Source organism: Aeromonas sp. s5 (assembly GCF_040907865.1).
GTDB lineage: Bacteria > Pseudomonadota > Gammaproteobacteria > Enterobacterales > Aeromonadaceae > Aeromonas > Aeromonas dhakensis.
The window spans coordinates 120165-144378 of record NZ_JBFOCO010000033.1; the positions used below are offsets into that span (position 1 = coordinate 120165).

The window sequence follows — 24214 nt, forward strand, 5'->3', positions numbered from 1 at the left end:
GGATGACCATGAAATACACAGTTCTTTTGAGCGATGGCACCGTGGGTACAATCTGCATGGACAACTTGAATGAACAGCTTGCGTCTGACTTTATCGGCAAGGTAGTTCGGGTCCAACTGTATGACGAAAGCGGTCATCATATTGAGCGCGAGGGAACGTTAGTCGAATTCCTCGATGTATCCTCTGACTGAACCCAGACTATTAGGTATCGAATCTGCGACCTGACAATCCCTTTCTATGTAGACAGACTGGGGACGGTGTAGTAGATAGAGTAACGGCGGGGAGCCCCGCCGTTACTATTATTTCACCTTGGCTTTTTTGTCATCTGAGGTTTCTGGTGGTTTTGCCTCTTCTGGTTTTTTATCACTGTTTCTTAAATTGTTAAGCGTTGCCATAAATGCTTGGTCAACTTGTGCTGGTGCCATGGCGCATCTGGATGCCAAATTAATGGCACTTAGAACAGTTGGCTTTTCTGCATAAGCATCTTGCCCCTTCTCCATTTCTCTCTGAATTTGTGCCCGCCTAGCCGTAACAAGCGCATAGTCAAAGGACTGGTCATAGGATATTTGTAGAGCATTGGTCGCCCCTGAAAAACCTGCCCATGCGGTAGCCGCAGTGCCAGTGGCAATCGGGGCGAAGACTGCACCTGCTAATGTTCCTAGAGCCGCCAGACCGAATTTTGCTGCTTTTCCAGAACTGCCACCTGCGGCGTAATACTGTTGGAGTTTGACGCAATACGCCGTTGCTTTTAGATATTCGGCTTGAGCGTTATCGCTGGGCTTGTTGTCGGGCCAAGGCCATTCGATGGCCGTGGATTCTGCTATCTTGTCCGGTATGCTTGAGCAGCCTGCTAGAACTCCCATACAAGTAGCCAAGATTAGACAGGGAATTTTTTCCATGATCGCACTCTCCATTTATGTATGGGGACTGCAGAGCAGATAGAGCTCACCACCATGATCGCTTCCTGCTTACACTTTAAAGTGTAGGGTTTTAGCTCTAAACACGCGCAATGAAAATGTGATTTACACCACAAATCGCCAAGTGGGGCCAAGGGAGGAGGCTGAGAATCTGGAAGATCAATAGCGATTGCAGAGGTAAGTATTTCGGTTTTTTAACGAAGCTCAAGCCGTTTGATCATGGCCAGCGGTTGGGATGAGGCAGAGAGAGGTAGGATGGCATTTTCTAACCACTGCCAATCCAGCGGTGGATTACCCTGCTTGAATTTCTGGTAGGGTACCCCTTCCTTGACGGTCAAAAACAAGGTGCATGGTGTGTCTGCACGACAGATGTAGCGCACCATCACCTCACCCTGGAGGGATTGCAGCAGATGCTTCAGGATCGGCAGCCCATAGATAGTTTGGTGCCCACCTTCATGCCAAACGCCAAATTGGTGCATATACTTTTGCTCCATTGTTCAGCAAAATTTGAGTATTAACCCTAGAGGCTCCCTTGCCACTGTCAGATATGACAGGTGGAGTCTCAATGGGCGCTGATGGTCTCATCGGAAATGGGTAATGAGCTGGTCGTGTGCCAACCCAACTAAGCACTCAAGACAGCGTTAGATCCCCTGCGATAAGCCCATCTGGAGCGAGTTAGAAGGGGAGCTGCTGACCCTGGATGGTGAGACCGAATCCTTCTATGTGGGCCGGCCAGGAATGGTATAGGTTTGGAAGGAATGAAGAACGGCGAGTAGACCCGCCGTTCTTGCTTTTCGTGAATGTTTGATTGTGCTTCTATAATCTAATATCTTGAGTGGTACATGAAATTTCTAGGCGCTTTCCTTCACTGCCATTTTCCCCATCAACGTCCCCACAATTACTGACAAAAACTGAAGCGTAAATTGAAACATCTCATATACGGAACTACCAAGGCTGGATCCATAGGCAAAGATTGAGAATCCTATAAGCACCGTGAATACAATAGATATTGTTGTAATGAATGATGCAATAACGGAGTCCACGTTTAGTTCAGAGATGAAATACGTTGTCACCCTTGGTGCGAAGTATCCCCCAATACCCGGACAAATAAACCATGTAGTTCCTAGACGTAGATATTCACCTATTGTGGAATCTCCCCAGCCTCGAAATGCGATAGCATAGGAAACAAATGCAGCCAGTAACCATATGCCAAAAAAGCTTATGAAATTCAGAAGTAGTCCCCAGATAGTTTTCATAATGCATCCTTGTCGTTAATTTTTAGGGAATTGTCTTAAAATGTTTTATTCACAAACATATTATAGACGCCTGTGGGCGATTCGCTTGGCGCCATTGAAACGGTAGATCCCTTCAGCGGCAAGCCTATCGAAATCAAACTGGAGGAAGGCTACTGGTGCTGGACTGCGAGGCCACACCCTTCAATGTGAATTGGCCTGCGACAGAGAAAGGGCTGTGGATATGAAGAATGGCGGGGAGACCCGCCGTTAAAGATTCAAAGGATTTTTAATACTTCTGAAATGGGGGCGTTGGAATTAATAATGTCATTGAGCTTTTTGAAGTCGAAGCATTTATTTAAAGTTTCAGTATTTAAGTTACAATCGTGCAATACGGTGAAAACCAATAAATACTTGTACTTATAATATTTTGTTGCAACATCATCAATGGAAAGTTCATTGATAGCGAGCAATAGGTGGCATATTGTCTCCGCTGTCATTATAAACTCTGCTATTTGTGGCCGTAATTCTTCGGTTAGAGTTATAATTGCGAATATTTTTTGAAGCTCTAAAAATGGCATCGGAAATATATATAGGGAGTTTAGGTCTCTGCCATCAAGTGTTGAAAGACCAGCTAAGTGGTCTTGCAGTGTGCAATCAAACTCAATTGGCAAACCTGTGAATGGGTCTACATGGGTAAAAGAGTGTCTTTGTTTTAATTGCGACTCAAGGTCAATGGTCGTTTGATTCAATATGTTCTCAAGTCTGGAAATTTGAGATTGCCTCTTCATTTCTGCCAGTTCTTCTTCTTGTTTTCTAATAGACTCTCTTTGCTGCTGGAGGGTGAAATAAACTGCGGCAAATGCAGCGGCAGATATCAGTGTGCCAGTTGTCCCCCCAATGAAGTCCCCAAATTGGCCCCATATTGTCATATCATGAGAAAGTTCGTAGATGAGTTTATAGTCTTTGGTTGTACCAAAATTCAAAAAATAAACTAACACTGGCAATGTGCAGACGAAAAAGCCAAGAAAAAGATATCTAAGTTTTAGGTTGCCGCTCATTCTGTATCCTCAGTAATTCGCCATAAACCTTCCTATCTTGCCATTTCTTCACAATAGGGCATATCTGAATCTGATCGGAATGCCCCATGTCCACCTCTTCCTCCCTCAAACTTGCCTTGGAGCTGGCGGCCAAAGTCACCGGCCGTGAGGATCTGGCCGCGCTGGCGGGGGAGGTGCAGGAGCTGGGGCCTATCTCAGATGAGACGGCCGCCGAGACTGAACGCTTGGCACAGACGCTCGAATCTCTGAGCCAGCAGCAGACTCTGATCCGGCAGTTCAATGACGCCAAAGCCGCCCTGACACAGCTCGAACTGGCGACAGTGCTGAGCCGCGACAAGCTGGCGCAGCTGCGTGCTGAGCAGCAGGCAGGGACGGGGGATGCCAAGGCGCTGGCCGAACAAGAGCGGTTGCTGGCTTCCGAGGTCAAGCAGCTGGAGCGCCAGTTGGTCGCTCAGTCCGCCAGTCATATCCGCCTGCACGCGGGGCTCAAGCAGTCCGGGCTCGATACCAAGAATCTTGCCCAGGAACAGCAGCGGCTGCAGCGTGAGCTGACCAAGAGTGTTGCCCAGACCGAGCGGCTGGGGCGCGAGCTTCGCCAAGGCAGTCAGCAGGCCGGTGGCTTACAAGGGGCCATTGGCAGCCTGACTGGGCGCCTGGTGGCGCTGGCGGGTACTTGGTTCGGTATCCAAACCCTGACTACCCAATTGCTCGCCATGTTCCAGACCGGCGATCAGGCCGAGCGCCTCGATGTGCAACTCAAGGCGGTGATGGGGTCGATTGCTGGTGGCAAAGAGGCGTCAGCCTGGATCCAGGACTTTGCCAAGAACACCCCCCTGCAGCTCAGTGAAGTCACCCAGGTATTCGTGCGCCTCAAGGCGTTCGGCATTGACCCCATGGCGGGGGCCATGCAGGGCATTGTCGATCAGGCGTTCAAATTGGGCGGTGGTTTTGAAGAGGTGCAAGGCATCTCCCTGGCCCTTGGCCAAGCCTGGGCCAAGCAGAAGCTGCAGGGGGAGGAGATCCTGCAGCTGATCGAGCGCGGGGTGCCGGTGTGGCAATTGCTTGAACAGGTCACCGGCAAGAACACCGCCGAGCTGCAGAAGCTCTCAGAGGCGGGCAAGCTTGGCCGCGACACCATTGCCGCCCTGATGAATGAGATCGCCGCTCAATCGGGCGGGGCGGCCGCCGCCAACATGAGCCTGCTCTCCGGGCTTGTCTCCAACGCTCAGGACAACCTGGCCAAGTTCTACCGGATTGTGGCCGAGAACGGGGCGTTGACCTGGCTCAAGAACCAGCTGGCCAGCCTGAACCGTGAATTTGAACAGATAGCCCGGGATGGCCGGCTGCAGGTGTGGGCCAAGCGCCTGTCCGATGGTTTTATCACCATGGGGGAAACCCTCAAGTCACTGATCCAGACCCTCTATGAGTGGCGCACGGCGTTGACCGTGCTGGCCCAGGCGTGGTTAGGGCTCAAGATTGTCGGCTGGATCGGGGATCTGCGCAGTCTCTATGCCCAGTTCATCGCCCTGCCCACGGCGACGGCCACGGCAGCCGGTGGCATGACCACGGCCGGTACGGTAGCGGCTGGCGCTGCCATCGGCGTCAGGGCGCTGGGCGCGGCGGTCAGGGGACTGCTGGCTGCCGTGACGGTGGAGGCCATCATCCAGATCACCCAGTTCGCCGCAGCACTTCGCCAATTGGTGCAGGCCGAACTGGCCCTCAGAGAGGCGCAGATCCTGCGCTCGGAAACTCAGGCCCGTCTCAACGGCCAGTTTGCGGCGCTGTCGGCCGAGCTGGGGGTGGCCATCACCAGCATGGCGGACCTCGATCGCCTGGTTGCCGAGGGCAAGGTGCATTACGACGACGCCACCGGCAGCTGGCGACAAGGGGCGGCTGCCGTCAAAGCCCTGGGGGATGAAGCCAAGCAGACCCGCGACTATCTGGCTGAAATCAATGCCGTGGCCAAACAGACCGCCGCCGATGGCCCGGCCAAGCTGGCCAAGGCATTCGATCAGCTGGGGCTGGACTTCGAGCGGGCCAATGGCCGTATCGGCGCCGGCTTTCAGAAGACGCTCGGCGCCCTGGATGTGCTGGTACAGCATACCGGCGCCAGCAGTGCCGCCATCGAGGAGGCGCTGGCCAGTGCCTACAACAGTGCCAAGACCAAGGCGGAGATCGATGCGGTGATCGAGCGTCAGAAACAACTGGCCGCCCAGGGCAAGATCACCGGGGATGCGTTGGCCCGCTCCATGGCCATTGCCGCCGATGCCATGAGCAAGGTGAAAGGGGGGAGCGGGGAGGCCAAGAAGGCGGTGGCAGCCATTGGCGATGGTTTTGACGACGCGGCGGCGCGGGCCAAGGGGGCGACCGACGCCATGCGGGCCGGGCTCAAGGGCGTGCAGGACGAGGCCGAGCAGACCCATGCCAGCCTCTCCAGCGGCGGTGGTGGCGGCAGTGGCAATACCCGCACCGTCAATGCCGGCTCTTTCTACTACAAGAGCGTGGATATCAACAGCCTGCGCGGTAATGCCGAGGGGCTGGCCAATACCTTGGCCGGGGTGGAGGAGGAGCTGGCCCGCTACAGCCAGAAGGTCAAAGACATTCCGGCCTATAGCGAGTGGAGCAAGTATTACGGCGAAAAGTTCCAGAAGGAGATGGAGGCTATGCGGGCTCAGCTCAAGGCGGAGCTCAGCAAGGCCCAGGCCAAGGAGGTGGCCAGCCAGCCCCAGGCCGCAGTCCCACCTCCCGTGCAATCCCCATCCCCCACGAGCGCATCCCCAGGGGATGGCCGTCGCCCTGCAACAGAGCGGATCACCATCGAGCTCAAAGGGGCAGGGGGCTCGGCCGAACTGCAGGCCGATGAGGCCAATGCCCACGCCTTTATCAACCTTCTTAAACAGCAGGGGCTGCGCTCATGAACGTGACGTTAAACAGCATTTCACTGCCAGATGACTTGGTCTGGCGCGATGAATTCGACTGGACTCCCGTCGAACAGGTGGTGACGCCGACCCTCTCCGGCGCGCTTCTGGTGGAAGAGACCCCACGGCCAGAGGGACGCCCCATCACCCTGGTTGGCCACTGTGCCCGCGCCACCGTGCAGAGTCTCAAGGTGCTGGAGGCGGTGCCTGGCCAGTTGCTGGCCCTGACCCTGCTGGACGGGATAGCCCGCACCGTTATCTGGCGCCGCCCCGGCGTAGTGGTCACGCCCCTGATCGAGATGGCCGACCCCGAGGCGGGTGAACCCTATGCCCTGACCCTGAATTTCACCGAGGTAACCCCATGACCATTCTTTCTGGTGACATCAAGCTGCTGACCAGCCAGCGGATGACGGACACCCCTGATGGGGGTGGCCGCATCACCGGCAAGGAGGTGGTCAGCGGTGATCACAACTCGATTTTCCCTGATGTGTCGGATCTTGATCGCGCCTATGGGGTGGTCAACATGCGCAAGGTCTACCTGGCCACACAGACCGATGACACCGACACCTATTTCGGTGCCAATGCCACCGTGCTGCTGCCGCCGGCCGACCCCAACGTGGGGCTGTGCCTGATGAGCACCAAGGACCACCATGACACCCGGGCGGCGGCCCGCGACGTGCTGGAGCGCTATCTGGCGCGGGGCCCGAAGTGGCGCGGCTTTCTCTACGACACCCAGCTGGAAGGGCAACGGGCGATCCGCTTCTTCCAGCGCGTCGAGGTGCGCCTGCCGGAGATCGGCGAGACCCTGGTGCTGGTCGGCGATGAGGGCAAGGCCGGCGAGTTCGAGCAGTATGTGCGCGTCCTTGAGGTCAACCAGGCACTGGCCAAGTTCCAGATCCCGGGTATACCCGAGTTCACCCGCAACGTCGTCACCTGCGTCCTGGCCGACCCGCTGCGCTACACCTTTGAGGGGGAGCAGCCGACCCCCTACGATGTGGTGACCAACGCCAAGACGGCCCTGCGCGAGACAGTGGTGGCCGATGCGGCCAACTACTACGCCAGCACCAAGTTGTCGGAAGATGTGGCGTTCGGCGCCATGCAGGTGAAGGCCAAGACCATTTTCACTCAGCTGGTGCCGGCTGCCCGCAGTGAAACCCCAGCCGTGGATCTGACGGCCGCCGGCGAGCTGGCCAGCCTGGTCGATTCCGGCAAAGGGCTGGTGAGCTTCACCACTGCCGCCAGCATCGCCCCCAGTCGCGGCCTGTTCCTCGGCAGTGGTGCCAAGCCGGGCACGGTGACCATCACCATCGGGGCGGCCGTGATCACCGACCGGGGCGGGGAGCTGGTAGTGGCGGGCTCGGTGATCGGGTCTATCGACTATGGCCGTGGCTCGCTGGAGTTCAACGCCCAGTGCCCGAACTACGGGACTGCCAGCAAGGCGATCTCGTTCTGGCCGGCGGCGCGCCCGTCGCGCATCGCCGACACGGCCCGCATCGAGATCAAGGCCAACAACCGGGGCTATGCCTACACCATCACCCTGCAGCCGACCCCGGCGCCGGGCACCCTCACCGTGTCCTTTATGGCACAGGGGAAGTGGTACGACTTGAAGGACAACGGCCGGGGCGAGCTGCGCGGCGCGGATCTCTCCTACGGATCCGGCACCCTCAACTTTGCCAGCGGCTCGGTGCTGCTGACCCTGGGCGCCCTGCCGGATGTGGACACCTCGATCATGTTCAGCTGGGCCACCCCGGTGAACTACACCAACCGCAGCGGGCAGGCGATCAGCATCAGCAAGAGCGCCTGGCAACTGCCGCATACCGGGGTGACGCCAAAGAGCCTGGTACTGACCTGGTCTGACGGCAAGACCGCCAATGATTCGGTGGGGGATGGCAAGATCCGGGGCGACATCACCGGCACCATCAACTATGCCGAGGGTATCATCGATCTGGAGCACATCACCCTGCCGGCCCTCGGCCAGGAGTATGCGGCCCAGTACCAGTACGGTGAGCCGGTGACCGAGCGCCACGTCGAGCCGGGGCGCCTGAGCTCCCCGGGGCAGGTGGGGCACCTCTCCATCACCCTGGACGGTTCTGGCGGTGGGGCGCACAACCTCACCCCGGGCTCGGTCCGGGTTAAGTTCAATGCCCTCTACCACAAGTTCGACGTGGACGACCAGGAGCTGGTGATCGCCACCCGTGACCCCATCATCACCCTGCGCGATGACGGCCAGGGCAGGCTGATCGACGCCAGCGGCGTGGAGCTGGGGGCCATCGACTACACCGCCGGCACCCTGCATTTCATGCCGGACGGCAGCGCACCGCTGCCCAAGCCGACCTACGCCTGGGTGACCGTGGGCACCCGCTGGGAGGGCAACAGCCAGATCGCGGTGCAGCGCTGGACCATGACCGGGATCGAGTACCACAACACCGCTTACACATTCCCTGATGGCGAACAGGGCTGGGTCGAGGTGACCTACCGCAACAACAACAGCGCACAGGCCCAGAATGCCACCCTGACCGCGCAGGCGCTGCGCATCGACGTGACCCCGGGCTTTGCCGAGGCGATCCTGGAGGGCTCGCTGCGCTTTACCCTGGGCGGCTCGACCTACGTTGACCGGCAGGGGCTGCTGTACCGCAACCCGGACCCGGAGACGGGGGCGGGCATTCAGGCGGGCACCATCGACTATTCCAACGGGTTGGCGGTGCTGGCTGACTGGGCCGCTGGGCAGGCCGCCCAGCCGGCGCTGCAGTCGCTGGCCACCTCGTTCAGTGCCCAGTCGGTGGATGCGGTAACGTTCCGCACCCCGGGCGCCCCGCTGGCACCGGGCAGCCTCTACATCAGCGCTAACACCGCCAGCGGCCGCCGCATCGAGGCCACGGCGGACGGGGACGGCTATTTCACCACGACCGACATGGATGGTCGGGTCAACTACCAGACCGGGATCGTGGTGGTGCGCTTTGGCCGCAAGATCACGGCCGCCGGCAACGAAACCCAGCCCTGGTATGACCCTGACCAGATCGGCGAGGACGGCAAGATCTGGAAGCCGGTCAGCGTGGTGGCTGACACCATCCGGTTCAACTGCGTGGTGTTCAGCTATCTGCCGCTCGATGCCGACATCATCGGCCTGGATCCGGTGCGCCTGCCGTCCGATGGGCGGGTGCCGTTCCTGCGCAAGGGCAACACCGTGGTGGTGCACAGCACCCAGCGCGCTGCGTTCCCGCTCGGGGTGACGGCCGGCCAGCAGCTCACCACCGGCCGCACCAGGCTTGCCTACGCCCATGTGGAGGACACAAACGGCAAGCGGCTGGCGGACGCGCTCTACTGTGTCAACCTGGACAGCGGGGTGGTCACCCTGGCCACCCCGCTGAACCTGACCGGCTACGTGGAGCCGCTGACCGTGGTCCACCGCATCGAGGACATGAGCCTGGTCAGCGATGTGGAAATATCCGGCCGGCTGCAGCTGACCCGCCCGCTGTCACATGCCTACTCGGCCAGTGACACCTACGTGTCGAGCGCGCTGATCATGGGCAACCTGTGGGCCCGCTACACCAGCCTGTTCGACCAGAAAACATGGACCAACAAGTGGCAGGACTACGTGGACGGCGACCAGTCAACGGCCCAGTACAACGACACTGACTATCCGCTGCTGCTGACCAACCGGGCCACCATCGAGGAGCGATGGGCGATCATCTTCCAGTCCAGCACCACCTTTGTGCTGGTCGGGGAGCATGTGGGCCAGATCGGGGTGGGGGATGTGAACACCGACTTTGCTCCCGTCAACCCGAACAACGGCCAGCCCTATTTTCGGCTGGACAAGCGTGGGTGGGGGTCAGGCTGGGCAAATGGCAACGTGCTGCGCTTCAACACCCAATCGGCCAACTTCCCGATCTGGGCGATCCGTACCGTGCTGCAGTCGGTGGCGGCCAGTGAAAGCGACAAGTTTGAGCTGCAGCTACGCGGCAACGTCAACCGTTAACCGGTGGGGCAGTCTGCCCCACCCCTTATTTTGTCGTGGGGCACGGTGCCCCACTGATGGAGACAGACACGATGGCTTATCCGGTGAAGTGGTATTCGAGCAATATGCAGGGTGCAGGCAACCTTGGTGATACTACCGATGGCGCACTGACTTCCCTGCTCAAATCGATTCTGGTGACCGGTTTCGGTACGCTGGCCATCAATGCCCTGTCGTTCGATGCCACCAAAGGCTGGGCGGTGGCGACCTTTACCGGCGGCCACGCCTATCTGCAGGACTCGGTGGTGCAGGTCGATGGGGTGAGCCCGGCCGCCTACAACGGCGAGCACCGGGTCATGCTGGTGACTGCCACTCAGGTCTGGTTCGAGCTGGACGGTGGCGACCCTGGGGCGGCTGGTTCTGGGGCATCCATGACGATGAAAGTGGCACCGCTGGGGTGGACGCTGACCCATGAAAGCGGTGACGGCAAGGTGGCCATCTACCGGCCGGCGAATATCAGTGAGTCTGGCAACGTCTCGTTGCGTATCGACAACACAGCATTTTCAGGATGGTCTGGCGCCACTTACTACGGCTACCTTGCCAAGGTCCAGATGGTCGAAGATGTGACCGACATCAACACCTTCACGCTGATCAATGATGCCCGTTGGCCCGCAACGGCCCGTTTTAGCGATAAGCGCTGGGATCTTATTGGCGACAACCAGCTGTTCTATTTCCTGCCGGCCTATGCTACCGCCAATTATCAAGCGCTGTTCTGCTTTGGCTATATCAAGTCGTTGCGCCCTGGCGACCGCTATCACGCGATCACATTGAACTACGGCACCACTGTTGCCGATGATACTAACCGTCGCTGGAACATCGGGGCAGGGGCAAGCTACACCAGTTATTACAACCAAGGTTTGTCTTTCGATGACACCAGCTATCGCGTTATGGCACGGCCATATAGCCAGCTGTTTGGGGTTGTTGGTTGGTGGATGAAGGGGTTGTTCTCCCGTTTTGGCAGCGGCATGTCTGCCCCCAATGGTCCAGATAACGGATTCTATATGTCGGTTGACCCGATCATGATACTGGAAACGGGCAACCACTTGCGGGGTTATCTCCCTGGCCTTATCTGCCCGTTTGGTAGTGTCGGTGCATGGCAAAGGAAGAACTTCAGTAACCTGCCAGCGCTACCCAACAAGCTGGTGCGTTTTATCTATGCGGCTTATGCAGAATCAACGTCAGTTGGCAGCACGACCATGATGGGATTTGATCTGACCGGCCCCTGGAGGTAACCATGACAACCCTGGCCGAAACCATCAAAAGCACAGGCGGCCTGCTTGCCTATTGGCCGCTCGCTGACAATACCGACCAGAGCGGTAATGGTCGGCATTTGACCACGATGGGGGCGCCGGTTTTTAACATGGCACCCATGACCACGGATTTGCATCCATCGGTATTGACGCCTGACAGCGGTTCAACGCTGCGTATCGCCCAGGCGACCCTGCCAAAAATCAGAGCGGTTGAGGGGTTCTTTAGGCTGGCCGGCGGCAAGAGTACCGATTACAGCACCGTATTTGGTCTCAATCAGCCAGCATCGGGGTTCAATAATCGCTACATCTTGCTGTATGGCGGCTCGGTCGGGGTCTGTTCCTATCAGGCCATCAGCCCCTTGGGAGGGAACACCTTCTACAAGTCGCTGACCAAGACCTGGGATGAACTGTGCTATTCGCCACATCACTTCGTGGTGCAACTGAATGATGCCGGCACTACCACCGAGGTGTTTATCGACGGAGTAAAAGACCCGGCCATGACGGTGCCGATGGATGTGTTCTTGCAGATAGCCGGGAGCTACCTGACGGTGGGGGCCTTTTACTACAACGGCGCGGTGGGGGCCGGTGCAGGGAATGGCCAGGTGAGTGACATGGCCATCTATGACCGGCCACTGACCCAAGCCGAGATCACTGGTCGCCAGCAATATAGGATGGGGGATCCTTCTGTATATCGCGTATCAACCACCATCCTCACCGCCAACCAAGAGCCTCGCAGCCAATTTATACCGCAGGATGTTACCTGGCACGGCACTCCCCCCATGTATGCCGGCCCCGTTACCCCCATCAAAAACAGCCGACTTTTGATGACGCGAGGGCGAGACCAGTGCTGGCTCAGGGATGGGGTACAAAGCGTGCAGCAGGGTTACATCCGCAGCACGGTGACCATCAACGGAGAAGGGGTCAGACGGCGGGTACTCTGTTTCACCCAGGACGGGGATCTGGTTGGTGAGACCTACAGCCGGGCAGCAGATGGGGTCTATCAGTTTGACCTGCTGTGGTTGAACCGGCGCTATATGGCCGTGGCCCAAGACGATCCCGCCTATGGCCCCGCCGACTACAACGCGGTGGCGGCCGACTACCAGGCCCCGACCCCGTACCCGGCCGATGGCAGCGTGGTCCCGATCCCGTTCTTCCAATAACGCAAGGAGCACCGCATGCTCAAGTTCAGTGACACGGTGCGCACCGACCGCGCCCAGGTGCTGGCCACGGCCATCGACACCGGCGCGGCCGGCCCTGCCACCTTGAAGATCTACACCGGTGGCCGGCCTACGCCCGGGGCAGCCATCACTAGCCAGCAGCTACTGGTCACGCTGCAGTTCCAGAACCCCTGCGCGCAGTCGGTGACGGGTGGGGTGCTGACCCTCAAGCCGCTGGCCGAACAGATGGCCACCGGTAACGGCGCCCCCGCTTGGGGGCGCATCTTCAACCGGGACGGCGCCTTTGTGGCGGATCTCGATGTGGGGCCGCCGGAGAGCGGAGCCGATCTGGAGATCCCCACCGACGAGCTGTTTGCTGGCGCCCTGGTGCGCATCAACGCCGCGACCATCACCGAACCCTAACCGGAGCCACCTATGGCCAGAAAGGACGCCTCCCTTGAGCTGCGCAAGGCCCGTCAGAGCAATGGTAACCTGGAGCTTAACCAGGCCATGGTGGTGCGCTATGTGGCGGTGCTGCAGGGCACCAGTCTGCCGCCGGTGCTGGCCTGTTCGCCCGGGTTGGTGCTGCCTTCGGTGGTGGCCGGTCAGGTCACAGCCCCCGTACTGGTCGCCGATGCGGGGCTGATCTACCCCGGGACCCTGGCCAGCCAGCCCTCTGCAGCAGTGGCCGAGTTCGACGGCACCATCGTGATCTCCTGCGACATGGCGGTGACCACCGAGGCGGTGACTCATCGCATCGAGGCCGGCTATGACGTGAACGTGTTCAGGGGGCCAAGCCAGGTCGTCGCCAGCGACTGGGAACCGTCCGGCACGGTCAGCTGCGGGGTGACCAGCGACTGGCAGCGTCCTGATGCTGTGCAAGCCACCCCCGCCGCAGACTGGCAAGAGTCGGCGCCGGTGCCGGCCAGCGTGGTGCAGGTGAGCGAGGTGATGCCCAAGCGCTATGAGCTGGCCAGTGGGCTCTATGAGGAAGCCGTGCCAGCGGGCACCGCCCACGGCCAGCCGTTCGACAACCTGCCGCCAGGGCATGCTGCCATCAGGACGCTGTGGGTCGAGGCTGAGCCGGTAGATCGCTGGCAAGTTAGCGGCTACCGCAACCCACCCCGCTTTGACAAGGTTTGGCAGGCTGACCAGTGGCAGGAGGGGGTCAAGCTCGGCAAGGCCACCACCGGCCAGCAGTGGGGGCACGGTACGCCCAAGCACTGGCGCTGGCAGGAGCGGTGGGAGGAGGCCAAGCAGCCAGACCGAGGCATCAGCCCGGATCCGAAACCGCCGATCATCCCCGAGCGTCCCGACAAGCGCACCAAGGTGCTGGTGTTCGGCCGCAAGCGCGGCGACGCCTCGCTGGAGTTTATCTGGTATGGGCAAGATGCCCGCATCGTAATCCCGACCCGGAGGGTTTATCTGGTGAGTAACACAGCAAGCATTGTGCGGGTACGGGATGGGCTCGACATCCCCGCCACCGCCGTGAATATCGAGCTCGATACCGACTCCTGGGCATGGCAATTCAGCGCCCAGATCCCGCGTATCGCGGCGGCGGCCCTGACCGATGAGGAAGAGGTGAGCATCCACATCAACGGGCAGCAGTGGGAGTGCGTGTGCGATGGCTGGCAGTCGAGTCAGAGTTTTGCCCGCGAGTCGGCCACCCTGACCGGTCGCTCGCGCACCGCCTACCTGTCGCCGACCCATGTCCTGGCGCAAGCGGTGAGCGAGAGCTCGGCGGCCACCATGGCCCAACTGGCAACGGCTGTACTGCCATTTGGCTGGACACTGGACTGGCAGGCGGTGGATTGGCTGGTTCCGGCCGGATTTTTCAGCCTGGATAACCAGACCCCGATCGAGGTGGTCAAGTACCTGGCCGAGGCGGCTGGCGGCTTCGTGCTGCCACACCAGCGCAATCAGCACCTGGTCATCAAGCCGCGCTATCCCACAGTGCCTTGGCAGCTTGAGGGCGCTCTGGCCGATGTGGCGATCCCCCGCACCATCATCACCACTCTGGGCAGTGACTTCCAGCCGGGCCGAGCAGCCAACGGGATCTGGGTCAGTGGTGGCCATCAGGGGATCAGTGCGCGGGTAGTGCGCCAAGGTAGCGCAGGTGAACTGCAGGCGCAGAGCATCACCCATCCGCTGGTGTGTGATGTGGCGGCGGCCCGTGCTCAGGGCGTTGTGGGGCTGGCCAAGACCATGCCCAAGCGTACCCAGACCATTGAACTGCCATTGTCAGCAGATACCGGCTTGATACTGCCAGGCGCGTTGCTCGCAGTGGATGGCTGGAAGGGTTACAACCGGGGCGTCAGGGTATCTGCTGCGCTGCAGAACAAGGCCATGACGGTACGCCAGCAGCTGAGTGTGGAGCGATTTGTATGAACCTGTTTAAGCGATTCCTTGAGCTGGTCCCCGGTGCTGATCCTTTGCTGGTCGGTACCGTGGCCGCAGTAGGTACCACGACCACCACTCTCACCGCGTTGGCGGGTGGAACGGTCACAGTACGGGGCATCGGGGTCGCCATTGGCAAGAAGGCGTTTTACAGGGGAGGGGAGCTGGCAGGGGAGGCGCCGGATTTACCGACCTATGAGATAGAGGTTTAATGCCTGTTTAAGTGGCTTATCAAACTCAGTGATTCCTGAGTCATCAAGTTTGATAAACTGCCGAGCTGGTAGCTTTTCATTTTCCCCGCCAGTCTTTTTCATTTTCGGCGGCGGGCTACACATTTTCCCTGCGATTCAACACATCAGAGCACCTTATCGCGGCAAGATGAGGTATCTTATGCCCCGATTTCATCCATCAAACGGATAAGAGACAACACATGATCATCAAACCCAAGGTTCGCGGCTTTATCTGCACCACCACTCACCCGGTCGGTTGCGAAGCCAATGTTCGTCGTCAGATTGCCTATACCCAGGCCAAGGGCACCATCGAGAATGGTCCCAAGAAGGTGCTGGTGATCGGTGCCTCCACAGGTTATGGCCTGGCGTCTCGCATTGCCGCCGCCTTCGGCTCCGGCGCCGCCACCCTCGGCGTCTTCTTTGAAAAAGCGGGCAGCGAAACCAAGACCGGTACCGCCGGCTGGTACAACTCCGCCGCCTTCGACAAGGCCGCCAAAGAGGCAGGTCTGTACGCGAAAAGTGTCAACGGCGATGCCTTCTCCAACGAATGCCGCGCCAAGGTGATCGAGCTCATCAAGCAGGATCTGGGTCAGATTGATCTGGTGGTCTACTCCCTGGCCTCTCCGGTGCGCAAGATGCCGGAAACCGGTGAAGTGGTGCGCTCCGCCCTCAAACCCATCGGCGAGGTCTACACCACCACCGCCATCGACACCAACAAGGATCAGATCATCACCGCCACCGTCGAGCCGGCGAACGAGGAAGAGATCCAGAACACCATCACCGTCATGGGCGGTCAGGACTGGGAGCTGTGGATGGCTGCCCTGCGCGATGCGGGCGTGCTGGCCGACGGCGCCAAGTCCGTGGCCTACTCCTACATCGGTACCGATCTGACCTGGCCCATCTACTGGCATGGCACCCTGGGCCGCGCCAAGGAAGATCTGGACCGCGCCGCCGCCGCCATCCGTGGCGATCTGGCTGCCAAGGGCGGCACCGCCCACGTGGCCGTGCTCAAATCCGTGGTGACCCAGGCATCAAGCGCCATTCCGGTGATGCCGCTCTACATCTCCATGGCGTTCAAGATCATGAAGGAGAAGGGCATTCACGAGGGCTGCATGGAGCAGGTGGATCGCATGATGCGCACCCGTCTGTACGGTGCCGATCTGGCGCTGGACGAGCAGGCCCGCATCCGCATGGATGACTGGGAGCTGCGCGAAGACGTACAGCAGACCTGCCGCGACCTGTGGCCGTCCATCACCAGCGAGAACCTCTCGGATCTGACCGATTACACCGGCTACAAGCAGGAGTTCCTGCGCCTGTTCGGTTTCGGGCTGGACGAGGTGGATTACGACGCGGACGTGAATCCGGACGTGCAGTTCGACGTGGTCGAACTCTGAGTCTGACCCAAGTGAAAACGGGGCCCTGCGGGGCCCTGTTTTTTTTGCAAAAATCCCGCCAGGTTGCGAAATTTTATTATCCGCGATCACCTTTTTCCCATATCAAACCCGCTAGTCTGGCGGTGATCGGATCACATGACGGCATTGCCGAGGTACGGAAGCTATGACCACTCCAAATGACGCGCCCAAGAAGCGCCAACTCCCCACGGTTTACACCCTGCTTTTCATCATCATCGCCCTGATGGCGGCCCTCACCTGGGTGCTGCCGGCGGGCAAATACAACTATGTGACCGCCAAGAGCCAGCAGCCGGTGGCGGCGGCGGCCGTGGCCGATTACAGCGGCGACGAGCGGCTGTTACCGGTGCCAGGCAGCTACACCGAGCTCCCCTCCCAGCCGCAGGGGCTATTCGATGTGCTCAAGGCACCCATTCAGGGCTTTCACAAGGCGGCGGACGTGGCGCTGTTCGTGCTCATCATCGGTGGCTTTCTGGCGGTGACCATGCAGAGCGGGGCGCTCGATGCCGGGGTAGGGGCCATCGTCCGTGCCTTTGCCGGGCGCGAGCGGCTGCTCATCCCGGTGCTGATCGCCCTGTTTGCCCTCGGCGGCTCCACCTTCGGCATGGCGGAGGAGACGGTGGCCTTCTGGGCGCTGATCGTTCCGGTAATGATGGCGGCGGGCTTCGATCGCATGGTAGCGGCGGGGATCATCCTGCTCGGCTCCGGGGTCGGGGTGCTCGCCTCCACCGTCAACCCGTTTGCCACCGGCATCGCCTCCGGTTTTGCCGGCATCCCCATCGGTGAGGGGATTGGCCTGCGGGTCGTGCAATGGCTGCTGCTGGTGATCTTCGCCTCCTGGTTCGTGATGCGCTACGCCAAGCAGGTGCAGCAGGATAAGTCCCGCTCCGTGCTGGCCGACATCGCCTATGACGACGAGTTCTCCCAGATGAAGAGCGGCAACCTCGCCTTCAGCGGCAAGCAGAAGCTCACCATGCTGGTCTTCTTCGGCACCTTCTTGCTGATGATCTATGCGGTGGTGCCCTGGTCCGATCTGGGCATCGACCTGCTGCCCACCCTGGGCTGGTGGTTCGACGAGCTCTCCACCCTCTTCTTCAGCGCCTCCATCCTGATTGCGCTGATCAACCGGATGCCGGAGTCCAACTATGTGGCAACCTTTCTGAACGGGGCGCGGGATCTCATCGGGGTGGCGCTGGTGGTGGCGGTGGCGCGCGGCATCTATGTGGTGATGGAGCACGGCGTCATCATCGACACCATCTTGCACTGGGCCGAGGGGCTGGTGAGCGGGCTGTCATCATCGGTGTTCATCCTGATGGCCTATCTGGTACACATCATTCTAAGCTTCTTCATCCCCTCCACCTCGGGGCTGGCGACTGTCTCCATGCCGCTGATGGGGCCGCTGGCTGACTTCTCCGGCATATCGCGGGATCTGGTGATCACCGCCTATCAGTCCGCCTCCGGCTGGATCAACCTGTTCGCCCCCACCGCCGCCCACCTGGTGGCGGGGCTGGCGCTCGCCAGGATCCCCTACGATCGCTTCGTGCGCTGGGTGTTGCCCTTCATCATAGGGGTGGCCCTCATCACCATGGCGGTGCTGGTGTCCGGGGCCCTGCTGCAGGGGTGATAAGCAGACCACCGTCTCGATGAAACAGGGCCGCTCAGCCAGGGTTGAGCGGCCCTGTTGTTTACTCATGTCGCGCAGAGCAGAGAGAGGCAGCCGCTGGCTCGCCACCTTGACGCGCGATGGATCAGGAAGAGGATGCCATGGCATTCATTTTTATGCGTGCCTCTGGCAGCATACCAATATGAGTCCTGACTGAGGCGCCAGACAGGCGAAGTGAGCACAGTGGCAGAATGCGATGTCGCCCCTTTCGCCGCCGCGACGGCAGTGCTATTACTGCTGGTGATCTTTGTTATGACTCGATTTTTTGCAAGCGAGGGCGATGAGCCCTATGTGTCATGGATGACGCCAGGAGAGGGATAGGGGGCCGTTGCCCCGTCCGTTGCCGAACGTGGTCATCATGATGAAACCTGACGGTCACGAGGGAGAGGTTATGGGGCACAGAGGGATCATCAGGCTGGCAGGGATGCTGCTGGCCCTGCTCATGGTCGATAGCGGGTGGGCGGCGGAGCCGAGACTGGAGCCGACCGAGCAGGAGCAGGCCCAGACCCTGACCCTGTTTCACGAACCCATAGTGATGCTGCAGGCGAAGTTTGGTCGCCTGGACGGGGCGGCCCGGGTGCGGATCGTCAAGGAGCGGGTAAGGCAACTGCAGCCCGAGGATCTGACCCATCCGGTGACCGTGGTCAGCTCGACCCGCCTCGGTCAGGAGGCCAGAGAGTTCAGACTCAATGACAAGCACCTGCTGGTGTTGTTGGAAAAAGATCTGGAGTGGCTCGATGAGCTGACCCTGGATCAGGCCGCAGAGCGGGTGCGGCTGCGGCTGGAAAATGTGCGGGTCAAGGTGCTGGAGCTGCACTCCAACACCTACCTGCTCAAGGCGGCGGGCAAGACGCTGCTGGTGACCCTGCTGTTTCTGATGGTGGTGCAGCTGCTGCGACGGGGGCACCAGCGGGCACGTCGCTGGTTCGCCAACAACCTGCTGCAACAGAAGGGGCTGATCCCCCATCAATGGCGCCAGGTGCTCGGCAACCTGGAGATCCGCGTCATCGGCGTGTTCACCTGGCTGGTGATCCTGCTGCTCACCTATGGCTGGCTCACCTATGTGCTGGGGCTGTTCCCGCATACCCGGATCTGGAGCGATCAGCTGGGCTCCTCCCTGCTGGAGCTGTGCAGCAACATCCTGGGCGGGATCGTCGCCGCCATGCCGGGGCTGGCGACCGTGCTGGTCATCTTCGTGCTGACCAAGCTGTTCATCCGCATGCTGGCGGTCATCTTCGCGCGCATCGAGCGCGGCCATTTCCGGGTGCAGGGGCTGCACTCCGAGACGATAGGGGCGACCCGCCGTCTGCTCTCGGTGGTGATCTGGCTGTTTGCCCTGACCGTCGCCTATCCCTATCTGCCGGGGGCGGATTCGGACGCCTTCAAGGGGGTGAGTGTCTTCTTCGGTCTGATGGTGACCCTGGGCTCGGCCGGGATCATGAACCATGCCATGAGCGGCCTGGTGCTGATCTACTCGCGGGCCCTGCGGCCGGGGGATCTGGTGCAGATAGGGGAGGTGGAGGGGGTCGTCACCGAGCTGAGCGCCCTCTCGACCAAGCTGGTGACGCGCCACGATCACGAGGTGACCCTGCCCAACGCCGTGGTGGTGGGGGGCAAGGTGACCAACCTGAGCCGACTGGCAAGCGACAAGGGCATTGCCCTGCTCACCAAGGTCACCATCGGCTATGACACTCCCTGGCGTCAGGTGCACGCCATGCTGGAGCTGGCGGCCAGGCGCTGCCAGCTGATCAATCAGGAGCAGGCCCCGCTGGTGCGCCAGCTCAATCTGCAGGACTGGTACGTGGAGTACGAGCTGCAGGTGCGGATGAAAGAGGGGCTGTTGCCCGGTCCGGTCAGAACCGAGCTGCACGGCCACATCCAGGATGTGTTCAACGAGTTCGGGGTGCAGATCATGTCCCCCAATTTCGTGGCTCAGCCGGAGCAGGCCGTGCTGGTGCCCCGCGAGCAGTGGTATCAGGCTCCTGCCGTGCCGCCTGTCGAAGTGGCCACCGGGGAGAAATAGCCCGCAACGCGGGCCTTGCGACGGGACTCTCTCGCCATAAAAAAATCCGAAGCGGTGCAGACCGCTTCGGATTTTTTTATGGTCGGCCTGCTGCTGGCGGGCAGCAGGCCAGGGCAGACGCCGCGTTGCGGTTACTGCTTGTAGCCCTTGAGGAAGCGGGCGAGGCGGCCGATGGCCTCTTCCAGCTCCTCTTCGCGGGGCAGGAACACCAGCCGGAAGTGATCCGGGGCCGGCCAGTTGAAGCCGGTGCCCTGCACCAGCAAGAGCTTCTCCTGCTGCAACAGGTCAAACACCATCTTCTGGTCGTCGCGAATGTCGTACACCTTGGGATCGAGGCGTGGGAACATGTAGAGCGCCCCCTTGGGCTTGACGCAGGAGACCCCGGGGATCTCGTTCAAAAGCTCCCAGGCCTTGTCACGCTGGCGGCGCAGGCGCCCGCCCGGCAGGATCAGCTCGTTGATGCTCTGGTAGCCACCCAGGGCGGTCTGGATGGCGTGCTGCATCGGCACGTTGGCACACAGCCGCATGGAGGCCAGCATCTCCAGCCCCTCGATATAGCCTTTGGCACGGCCCTTGGGTCCGGTGATGACCATCCAGCCCTGGCGGAAGCCGCAGGCGCGGTAGGCCTTGGAGAGGCCGTTGAAGGTCACCACCATCACATCGTCGCACAGGGTGCAGACGCTGGTGTGGGAGATGTCGTCGTAGAGGATCTTGTCGTAAATCTCGTCGGCGAAGATGATGAGGTTGTGCTGGCGGGCGATTTCGATCACCTCCAGCAAAAACTCGCTGCCGTAGACGGCGCCGGTCGGGTTGTTGGGGTTGATCAGCACCAGGCCGCGGGTGCGCGGGGTGATACGGGCGCGGATGTCGTCGAGATCCGGATACCAGTCGGCCCCTTCGTCGCAGCGGTAGTGCACCGCATGGCCGCCGGAGAGGGTCACTGCCGCGGTCCAGAGCGGGTAGTCAGGGGAGGGCACCAGCATCTCGTCGCCGTTGTTGAGCAGCGCCTGCATCGCCATCACGATGAGCTCGCTGGCGCCGTTGCCGATGTAGATGTCGTCGATGTCGACCTTGCGCATTCCCTTCTGCTGGTAGTACTGCATCACCGCCTTGCGGGCGGAGAAGAGCCCCTTGGAGTCGCAGTAGCCCTGGCTCTGGGGCATGTTGAGGATCACATCCTTGATGATCTCTTCCGGCGCTTCGAAGCCGAACGGAGCCGGGTTGCCGATGTTGAGCTTGATGATGCGGTGGCCTTCGTCTTCGAGACGGCGAGCTTCTTTATGCACCGGGCCGCGGATGTCATAGCAGACATCGTCGAGCTTGTGCGACTTGTCGATTGTGAACATGGTGACTGTGATTCCTTCCCCATGGGGACGCGTTGGCGAAAAAGGCGGTTTTTAGTATCAAATTTCTTTTCCCCTATTCTTCACAGAATTGAATGCTAGAACAATCCTCTTTTTAGTAGAATTCCCTGATTTTTATCCCTGAAACAGGGTTGCAAAAACGTTAAATTCAGCACGATCGTTTGTGTTAACCAAGGTTATCCAGTGAAAGATGAGGGGCTCATTAACAAAGCTACCCGACTGTGTTGAAATATTCACGCTCGCTGGCACGATTGGCTTGCGTGAAAAATGCCGTTCTTTTTGCCCACGGCGGCCAAAAACAGGAGCTGACGCGTGCTGTCAGGCCTGTCCGGACCCCCTACCCACACCATGGAGAAGTCATCATGCAAGCCCCCGCCGCCGGTCGTTATCGTCACTTCAAGGGTGGTTATTATCAGGTGCTGACCTTGGCCTTGCACACCGAGACGGGGGAGCAGCTGGTGGTCTATCAATCGGAGCAGAATGGCGCCGTCTATGCCCGTCCCGTGGTCATGTTCATGGAGTGGATCGAGCATCAGGGTCAGGTGGTGAGCCGCTTCAGCCCGGTGGCGGAGTGACGCCGGGGAACGACCATGAAAAAAGGCGCCTGATGGCGCCTTTTTTACAACGTGAGCTTACTGGTAGAGACCCAGGTTCTCTTTGGCATAGGCTTCGAAATCGGTGCAGCCACCGATGTGCTGCTCGTCCAGGAAGATTTGCGGCACGGTATTGACCGGCTTGCCGGCGCTCTTGGCCAGATCTTCCTTGGTGATGCCCTCGGCGTGGATGTCCACGTAGCGGAATTTGAAATCGTCACGCTGTTCGACCAGTTGCTCGGCAATCTGCTTGGCACGGACACAATAGGGGCAACCGGGACGACCAAAAATCACTGCAAACATGTTCTCTCTCCATTCATTTGAGGCTGGGCACAGGATAGCCCCGCCTCGTGACTAGTCAAAGTGGAAATTGTCGATACGGCCGTTCGCCATCTTCGATAAGGCGCACTGCGCCGGCCGTCATCGTCACTCACCTCGCAGCGGATCACCCCTCATCGGCGATCTGGATCGGCTGCTGCTGGTAGATGCTCTCCAGCACCCCTTTCTCGAACACGGTCCAGGGCCAGGGGGCCTTGCTGGCGCGGTAACGCTCGTGGGTGGCCGGATCCTGCGACAGGCCGCGCTGGAACATCACGAACGCCTTGCGCTGGCCGCCGGCGGTGTCGATGAAGCCCACCAGGTTGGAGGTGCCGGTGATGGTGCCGGTCTTGGCATGCACCTTGTTCTTCATCATGGGGGCGGTGACGCTGCGCCGCCAGGCCAGGGTGCCGTCCACCTGGGAGCTTGGCAGCAGCTTGATGAGACCGAGTTCGGCATCATTTTTCTGGATGAAGTTGAGCACCGACAGCATCTGGCGGGCGCTGATGAGGTTGTGGGCGGAGAGGCCCGAGCCGTCGGCCAGGGTGGCGTTGCCCAGATCGATGCCGTTCTTGGTCAGGATGGCGCGCACCGCCATGGTGCCGCTGCGATAGCTGCCCGGCTTGTTGTAGTAGTGGCGGCCGACGGTCTTGAGGAAGGTATCGGCGTAGAGGTTGTCCGATTTCTTCAACATCTTGGCCAGCATCACCGGCAGGGAAACCGAGTAGTGGGTCCCCAGGGTTTCGGCATTGTCCGGCGACTTGTGGGTAACGCGCAGCAGGCCGTCATGCTTGATGCCGGCCCGGTCCATGGCCCAGCGGATGTTGTCCCAGCCCCAGGCTTCCACGTCGTGGATGGCGAAACGCAGCCCCTGGGGCTCCTTGTTCGGGGTGATGCAGCCCTTGAGCTCGTAGAAGTTGCCCTTGGCCATGTCCACTTCCAGCGCACAGAACTGGCGCGCCATGTCGCCATAGCTCATCACCTCCACGTTGTCGGCACCGACCCCGATGGGGACCCCGGTGGCCACGTTGCCCACCGCCGGCTTGCCGATCTGGGTGGCGGTGATGGTGGCGTAGGCGCAGTTCTTGTCGATGATGACCGAGGAGACGGGGGCGGCGAAGCAGAGGGTCTGATCCCCCCAGGACCAGCCGTTGCCGCGCTCGTAGCCGTTGTAGGCACCGGTGTTGACGTAGACGTTGCCCTTGATCTGGTTGACGCCGAGTTGCTTGAACAGGGCCAGCAGGTCCATCCGTGACAGGGTGGGGTCGCCGACGAAGTTGATCCAGATATCACCGTTGATGACATTGCCCTGCTTGGCGCCAGGTTGGGCCTGGATGTCGGTGGCGAAGCGGAAGTCGGCGCCGAGCTCGAGACGGGCCGCCAGCGCGGTGAGCACCTTCATGGTGGAGGCGGGGGCGATCATCTGATCCGCATGGCGGGCAAACTCGATGCCGTTGTTGCCCTGCACCACTATGGCGTACTGGCCCCCCTGGGGGGGCGTCAGCGGGGCGGCCTGGGCCGCCAGGGAAAAGAGAGCACAAAAACCAATCAACAGCCGCTGCATAACATCCTCTAACGTGACGAAGGGGCCCGGCAGTGGGCCGGCCCTGATAACTCAAACCTTGTTGTACCCGCCGATGCCTGTTCGGCCGTGGCAACGCAATTCATAC

General features: G+C 60.3%; 20 protein-coding genes. 13 read left to right on the plus strand and 7 right to left on the minus strand.

Going from position 1 to position 24214, the window contains the following annotated elements:
* The first annotated feature begins 8 nt into the window (after positions 1-8).
* Positions 9-191: a hypothetical protein gene (locus AB5Y94_RS19930; RefSeq protein ID WP_368206398.1), complete on the plus strand. Its 183-nt coding sequence runs from the start codon at positions 9-11 to the stop codon at positions 189-191.
* A 108-nt stretch (positions 192-299) separates the two neighbouring features.
* Here AB5Y94_RS19930 and AB5Y94_RS19935 read toward each other — a convergent pair whose 3' ends face one another.
* The 4 genes from AB5Y94_RS19935 to AB5Y94_RS19950 all read right to left on the minus strand — a co-directional run bounded on the left by AB5Y94_RS19935 (position 300) and on the right by AB5Y94_RS19950 (position 3210).
* The gene (locus tag AB5Y94_RS19935) at positions 300-899 is read right to left on the minus strand and encodes a hypothetical protein (RefSeq protein WP_368206399.1); all 600 of its coding nucleotides are present in this window, start codon (positions 897-899) and stop codon (positions 300-302) included.
* A 212-nt stretch (positions 900-1111) separates the two neighbouring features.
* Positions 1112-1396 (minus strand): hypothetical protein, encoded by a 285-nt coding sequence (locus tag AB5Y94_RS19940; protein ID WP_368206698.1) that lies wholly within the window; start codon positions 1394-1396, stop codon positions 1112-1114.
* Between the two features lie 372 nt (positions 1397-1768).
* Entirely contained in the window at positions 1769-2173 is a 405-nt protein-coding gene (locus tag AB5Y94_RS19945; RefSeq protein WP_368206400.1) for a hypothetical protein, read from the minus strand.
* A 254-nt stretch (positions 2174-2427) separates the two neighbouring features.
* Positions 2428-3210 (minus strand): hypothetical protein, encoded by a 783-nt coding sequence (locus AB5Y94_RS19950; RefSeq protein WP_368206401.1) that lies wholly within the window; start codon positions 3208-3210, stop codon positions 2428-2430.
* 86 nt (positions 3211-3296) lie between these two features.
* Between AB5Y94_RS19950 and AB5Y94_RS19955 the strand changes: the two genes are divergently transcribed.
* From AB5Y94_RS19955 to AB5Y94_RS20005, 11 genes are all read left to right on the plus strand, one after another.
* On the plus strand, positions 3297-6128 hold the full coding sequence (locus AB5Y94_RS19955; RefSeq protein ID WP_368206402.1) for a tape measure protein: 2832 nt from the start codon (positions 3297-3299) through the stop codon (positions 6126-6128).
* Positions 6125-6493: a hypothetical protein gene (locus AB5Y94_RS19960; protein ID WP_368206403.1), complete on the plus strand. Its 369-nt coding sequence runs from the start codon at positions 6125-6127 to the stop codon at positions 6491-6493. Before AB5Y94_RS19955 ends, AB5Y94_RS19960 begins: the two co-directional genes overlap by 4 nt.
* Positions 6490-10104: a curculin (mannose-binding) lectin protein gene (locus tag AB5Y94_RS19965; RefSeq protein WP_368206404.1), complete on the plus strand. Its 3615-nt coding sequence runs from the start codon at positions 6490-6492 to the stop codon at positions 10102-10104. The genes AB5Y94_RS19960 and AB5Y94_RS19965 overlap by 4 nt, the downstream gene beginning before the upstream one ends.
* A gap of 71 nt (positions 10105-10175) precedes the next feature.
* Positions 10176-11372 carry a hypothetical protein gene (locus AB5Y94_RS19970; protein ID WP_368206405.1) on the plus strand — a complete coding sequence of 399 codons (1197 nt, stop codon included), beginning with the start codon at positions 10176-10178 and terminating at the stop codon, positions 11370-11372.
* Between the two features lie 2 nt (positions 11373-11374).
* Positions 11375-12550 (plus strand): hypothetical protein, encoded by a 1176-nt coding sequence (locus AB5Y94_RS19975; protein ID WP_368206406.1) that lies wholly within the window; start codon positions 11375-11377, stop codon positions 12548-12550.
* Positions 12551-12565: 15 nt separating this feature from the next.
* The gene (locus AB5Y94_RS19980; RefSeq protein WP_368206407.1) at positions 12566-12970 is read left to right on the plus strand and encodes a hypothetical protein; all 405 of its coding nucleotides are present in this window, start codon (positions 12566-12568) and stop codon (positions 12968-12970) included.
* A 12-nt stretch (positions 12971-12982) separates the two neighbouring features.
* Positions 12983-14935 carry a hypothetical protein gene (locus tag AB5Y94_RS19985; protein ID WP_368206408.1) on the plus strand — a complete coding sequence of 651 codons (1953 nt, stop codon included), beginning with the start codon at positions 12983-12985 and terminating at the stop codon, positions 14933-14935.
* Positions 14932-15156 (plus strand): hypothetical protein, encoded by a 225-nt coding sequence (locus tag AB5Y94_RS19990; protein WP_349933316.1) that lies wholly within the window; start codon positions 14932-14934, stop codon positions 15154-15156. The genes AB5Y94_RS19985 and AB5Y94_RS19990 overlap by 4 nt, the downstream gene beginning before the upstream one ends.
* Before the next feature lie 218 nt (positions 15157-15374).
* On the plus strand, positions 15375-16568 hold the full coding sequence (gene fabV, locus AB5Y94_RS19995) for an enoyl-ACP reductase FabV (protein ID WP_017764212.1): 1194 nt from the start codon (positions 15375-15377) through the stop codon (positions 16566-16568).
* Positions 16569-16731: 163 nt separating this feature from the next.
* Positions 16732-18207, plus strand: coding sequence for a YfcC family protein (locus AB5Y94_RS20000; protein WP_042050680.1), 1476 nt, complete (start codon positions 16732-16734; stop codon positions 18205-18207).
* Positions 18208-18637: 430 nt separating this feature from the next.
* On the plus strand, positions 18638-20269 hold the full coding sequence (locus AB5Y94_RS20005) for a mechanosensitive ion channel family protein (RefSeq protein WP_201971250.1): 1632 nt from the start codon (positions 18638-18640) through the stop codon (positions 20267-20269).
* A 131-nt stretch (positions 20270-20400) separates the two neighbouring features.
* On the opposite strand, the gene AB5Y94_RS20010 is transcribed toward AB5Y94_RS20005, so the two are convergent.
* Complete coding sequence (locus AB5Y94_RS20010; protein ID WP_005302243.1) at positions 20401-21615, minus strand: pyridoxal phosphate-dependent aminotransferase; 1215 nt, start codon at positions 21613-21615, stop codon at positions 20401-20403.
* Between the two features lie 380 nt (positions 21616-21995).
* Between AB5Y94_RS20010 and AB5Y94_RS20015 the strand changes: the two genes are divergently transcribed.
* Complete coding sequence (locus tag AB5Y94_RS20015) at positions 21996-22208, plus strand: DUF1653 domain-containing protein (protein ID WP_368206409.1); 213 nt, start codon at positions 21996-21998, stop codon at positions 22206-22208.
* Positions 22209-22265: 57 nt separating this feature from the next.
* Here AB5Y94_RS20015 and AB5Y94_RS20020 read toward each other — a convergent pair whose 3' ends face one another.
* Positions 22266-22529: a GrxA family glutaredoxin gene (locus AB5Y94_RS20020; RefSeq protein ID WP_010633640.1), complete on the minus strand. Its 264-nt coding sequence runs from the start codon at positions 22527-22529 to the stop codon at positions 22266-22268.
* Positions 22530-22671: 142 nt separating this feature from the next.
* Entirely contained in the window at positions 22672-24108 is a 1437-nt protein-coding gene (gene dacB, locus AB5Y94_RS20025; RefSeq protein WP_010633641.1) for a D-alanyl-D-alanine carboxypeptidase/D-alanyl-D-alanine-endopeptidase, read from the minus strand.
* Positions 24109-24214: the final 106 nt, after the last annotated feature.

Bases quoted from the DNA above. Each gene is read 5' to 3' on its own strand.
- AB5Y94_RS19930 (WP_368206398.1), top strand. From the start codon at position 9: ATGAAATACACAGTTCTTTTGAGCGATGGCACCGTGGGTACAATCTGC.
- AB5Y94_RS19935 (WP_368206399.1), bottom strand. From the start codon at position 899: ATGGAAAAAATTCCCTGTCTAATCTTGGCTACTTGTATGGGAGTTCTA.
- AB5Y94_RS19940 (WP_368206698.1), bottom strand. From the start codon at position 1,396: ATGCACCAATTTGGCGTTTGGCATGAAGGTGGGCACCAAACTATCTAT.
- AB5Y94_RS19945 (WP_368206400.1), bottom strand. From the start codon at position 2,173: ATGAAAACTATCTGGGGACTACTTCTGAATTTCATAAGCTTTTTTGGC.
- AB5Y94_RS19950 (WP_368206401.1), bottom strand. From the start codon at position 3,210: ATGAGCGGCAACCTAAAACTTAGATATCTTTTTCTTGGCTTTTTCGTC.
- AB5Y94_RS19955 (WP_368206402.1), top strand. From the start codon at position 3,297: ATGTCCACCTCTTCCTCCCTCAAACTTGCCTTGGAGCTGGCGGCCAAA.
- AB5Y94_RS19960 (WP_368206403.1), top strand. From the start codon at position 6,125: ATGAACGTGACGTTAAACAGCATTTCACTGCCAGATGACTTGGTCTGG.
- AB5Y94_RS19965 (WP_368206404.1), top strand. From the start codon at position 6,490: ATGACCATTCTTTCTGGTGACATCAAGCTGCTGACCAGCCAGCGGATG.
- AB5Y94_RS19970 (WP_368206405.1), top strand. From the start codon at position 10,176: ATGGCTTATCCGGTGAAGTGGTATTCGAGCAATATGCAGGGTGCAGGC.
- AB5Y94_RS19975 (WP_368206406.1), top strand. From the start codon at position 11,375: ATGACAACCCTGGCCGAAACCATCAAAAGCACAGGCGGCCTGCTTGCC.
- AB5Y94_RS19980 (WP_368206407.1), top strand. From the start codon at position 12,566: ATGCTCAAGTTCAGTGACACGGTGCGCACCGACCGCGCCCAGGTGCTG.
- AB5Y94_RS19985 (WP_368206408.1), top strand. From the start codon at position 12,983: ATGGCCAGAAAGGACGCCTCCCTTGAGCTGCGCAAGGCCCGTCAGAGC.
- AB5Y94_RS19990 (WP_349933316.1), top strand. From the start codon at position 14,932: ATGAACCTGTTTAAGCGATTCCTTGAGCTGGTCCCCGGTGCTGATCCT.
- fabV (WP_017764212.1), top strand. From the start codon at position 15,375: ATGATCATCAAACCCAAGGTTCGCGGCTTTATCTGCACCACCACTCAC.
- AB5Y94_RS20000 (WP_042050680.1), top strand. From the start codon at position 16,732: ATGACCACTCCAAATGACGCGCCCAAGAAGCGCCAACTCCCCACGGTT.
- AB5Y94_RS20005 (WP_201971250.1), top strand. From the start codon at position 18,638: ATGGGGCACAGAGGGATCATCAGGCTGGCAGGGATGCTGCTGGCCCTG.
- AB5Y94_RS20010 (WP_005302243.1), bottom strand. From the start codon at position 21,615: ATGTTCACAATCGACAAGTCGCACAAGCTCGACGATGTCTGCTATGAC.
- AB5Y94_RS20015 (WP_368206409.1), top strand. From the start codon at position 21,996: ATGCAAGCCCCCGCCGCCGGTCGTTATCGTCACTTCAAGGGTGGTTAT.
- AB5Y94_RS20020 (WP_010633640.1), bottom strand. From the start codon at position 22,529: ATGTTTGCAGTGATTTTTGGTCGTCCCGGTTGCCCCTATTGTGTCCGT.
- dacB (WP_010633641.1), bottom strand. From the start codon at position 24,108: ATGCAGCGGCTGTTGATTGGTTTTTGTGCTCTCTTTTCCCTGGCGGCC.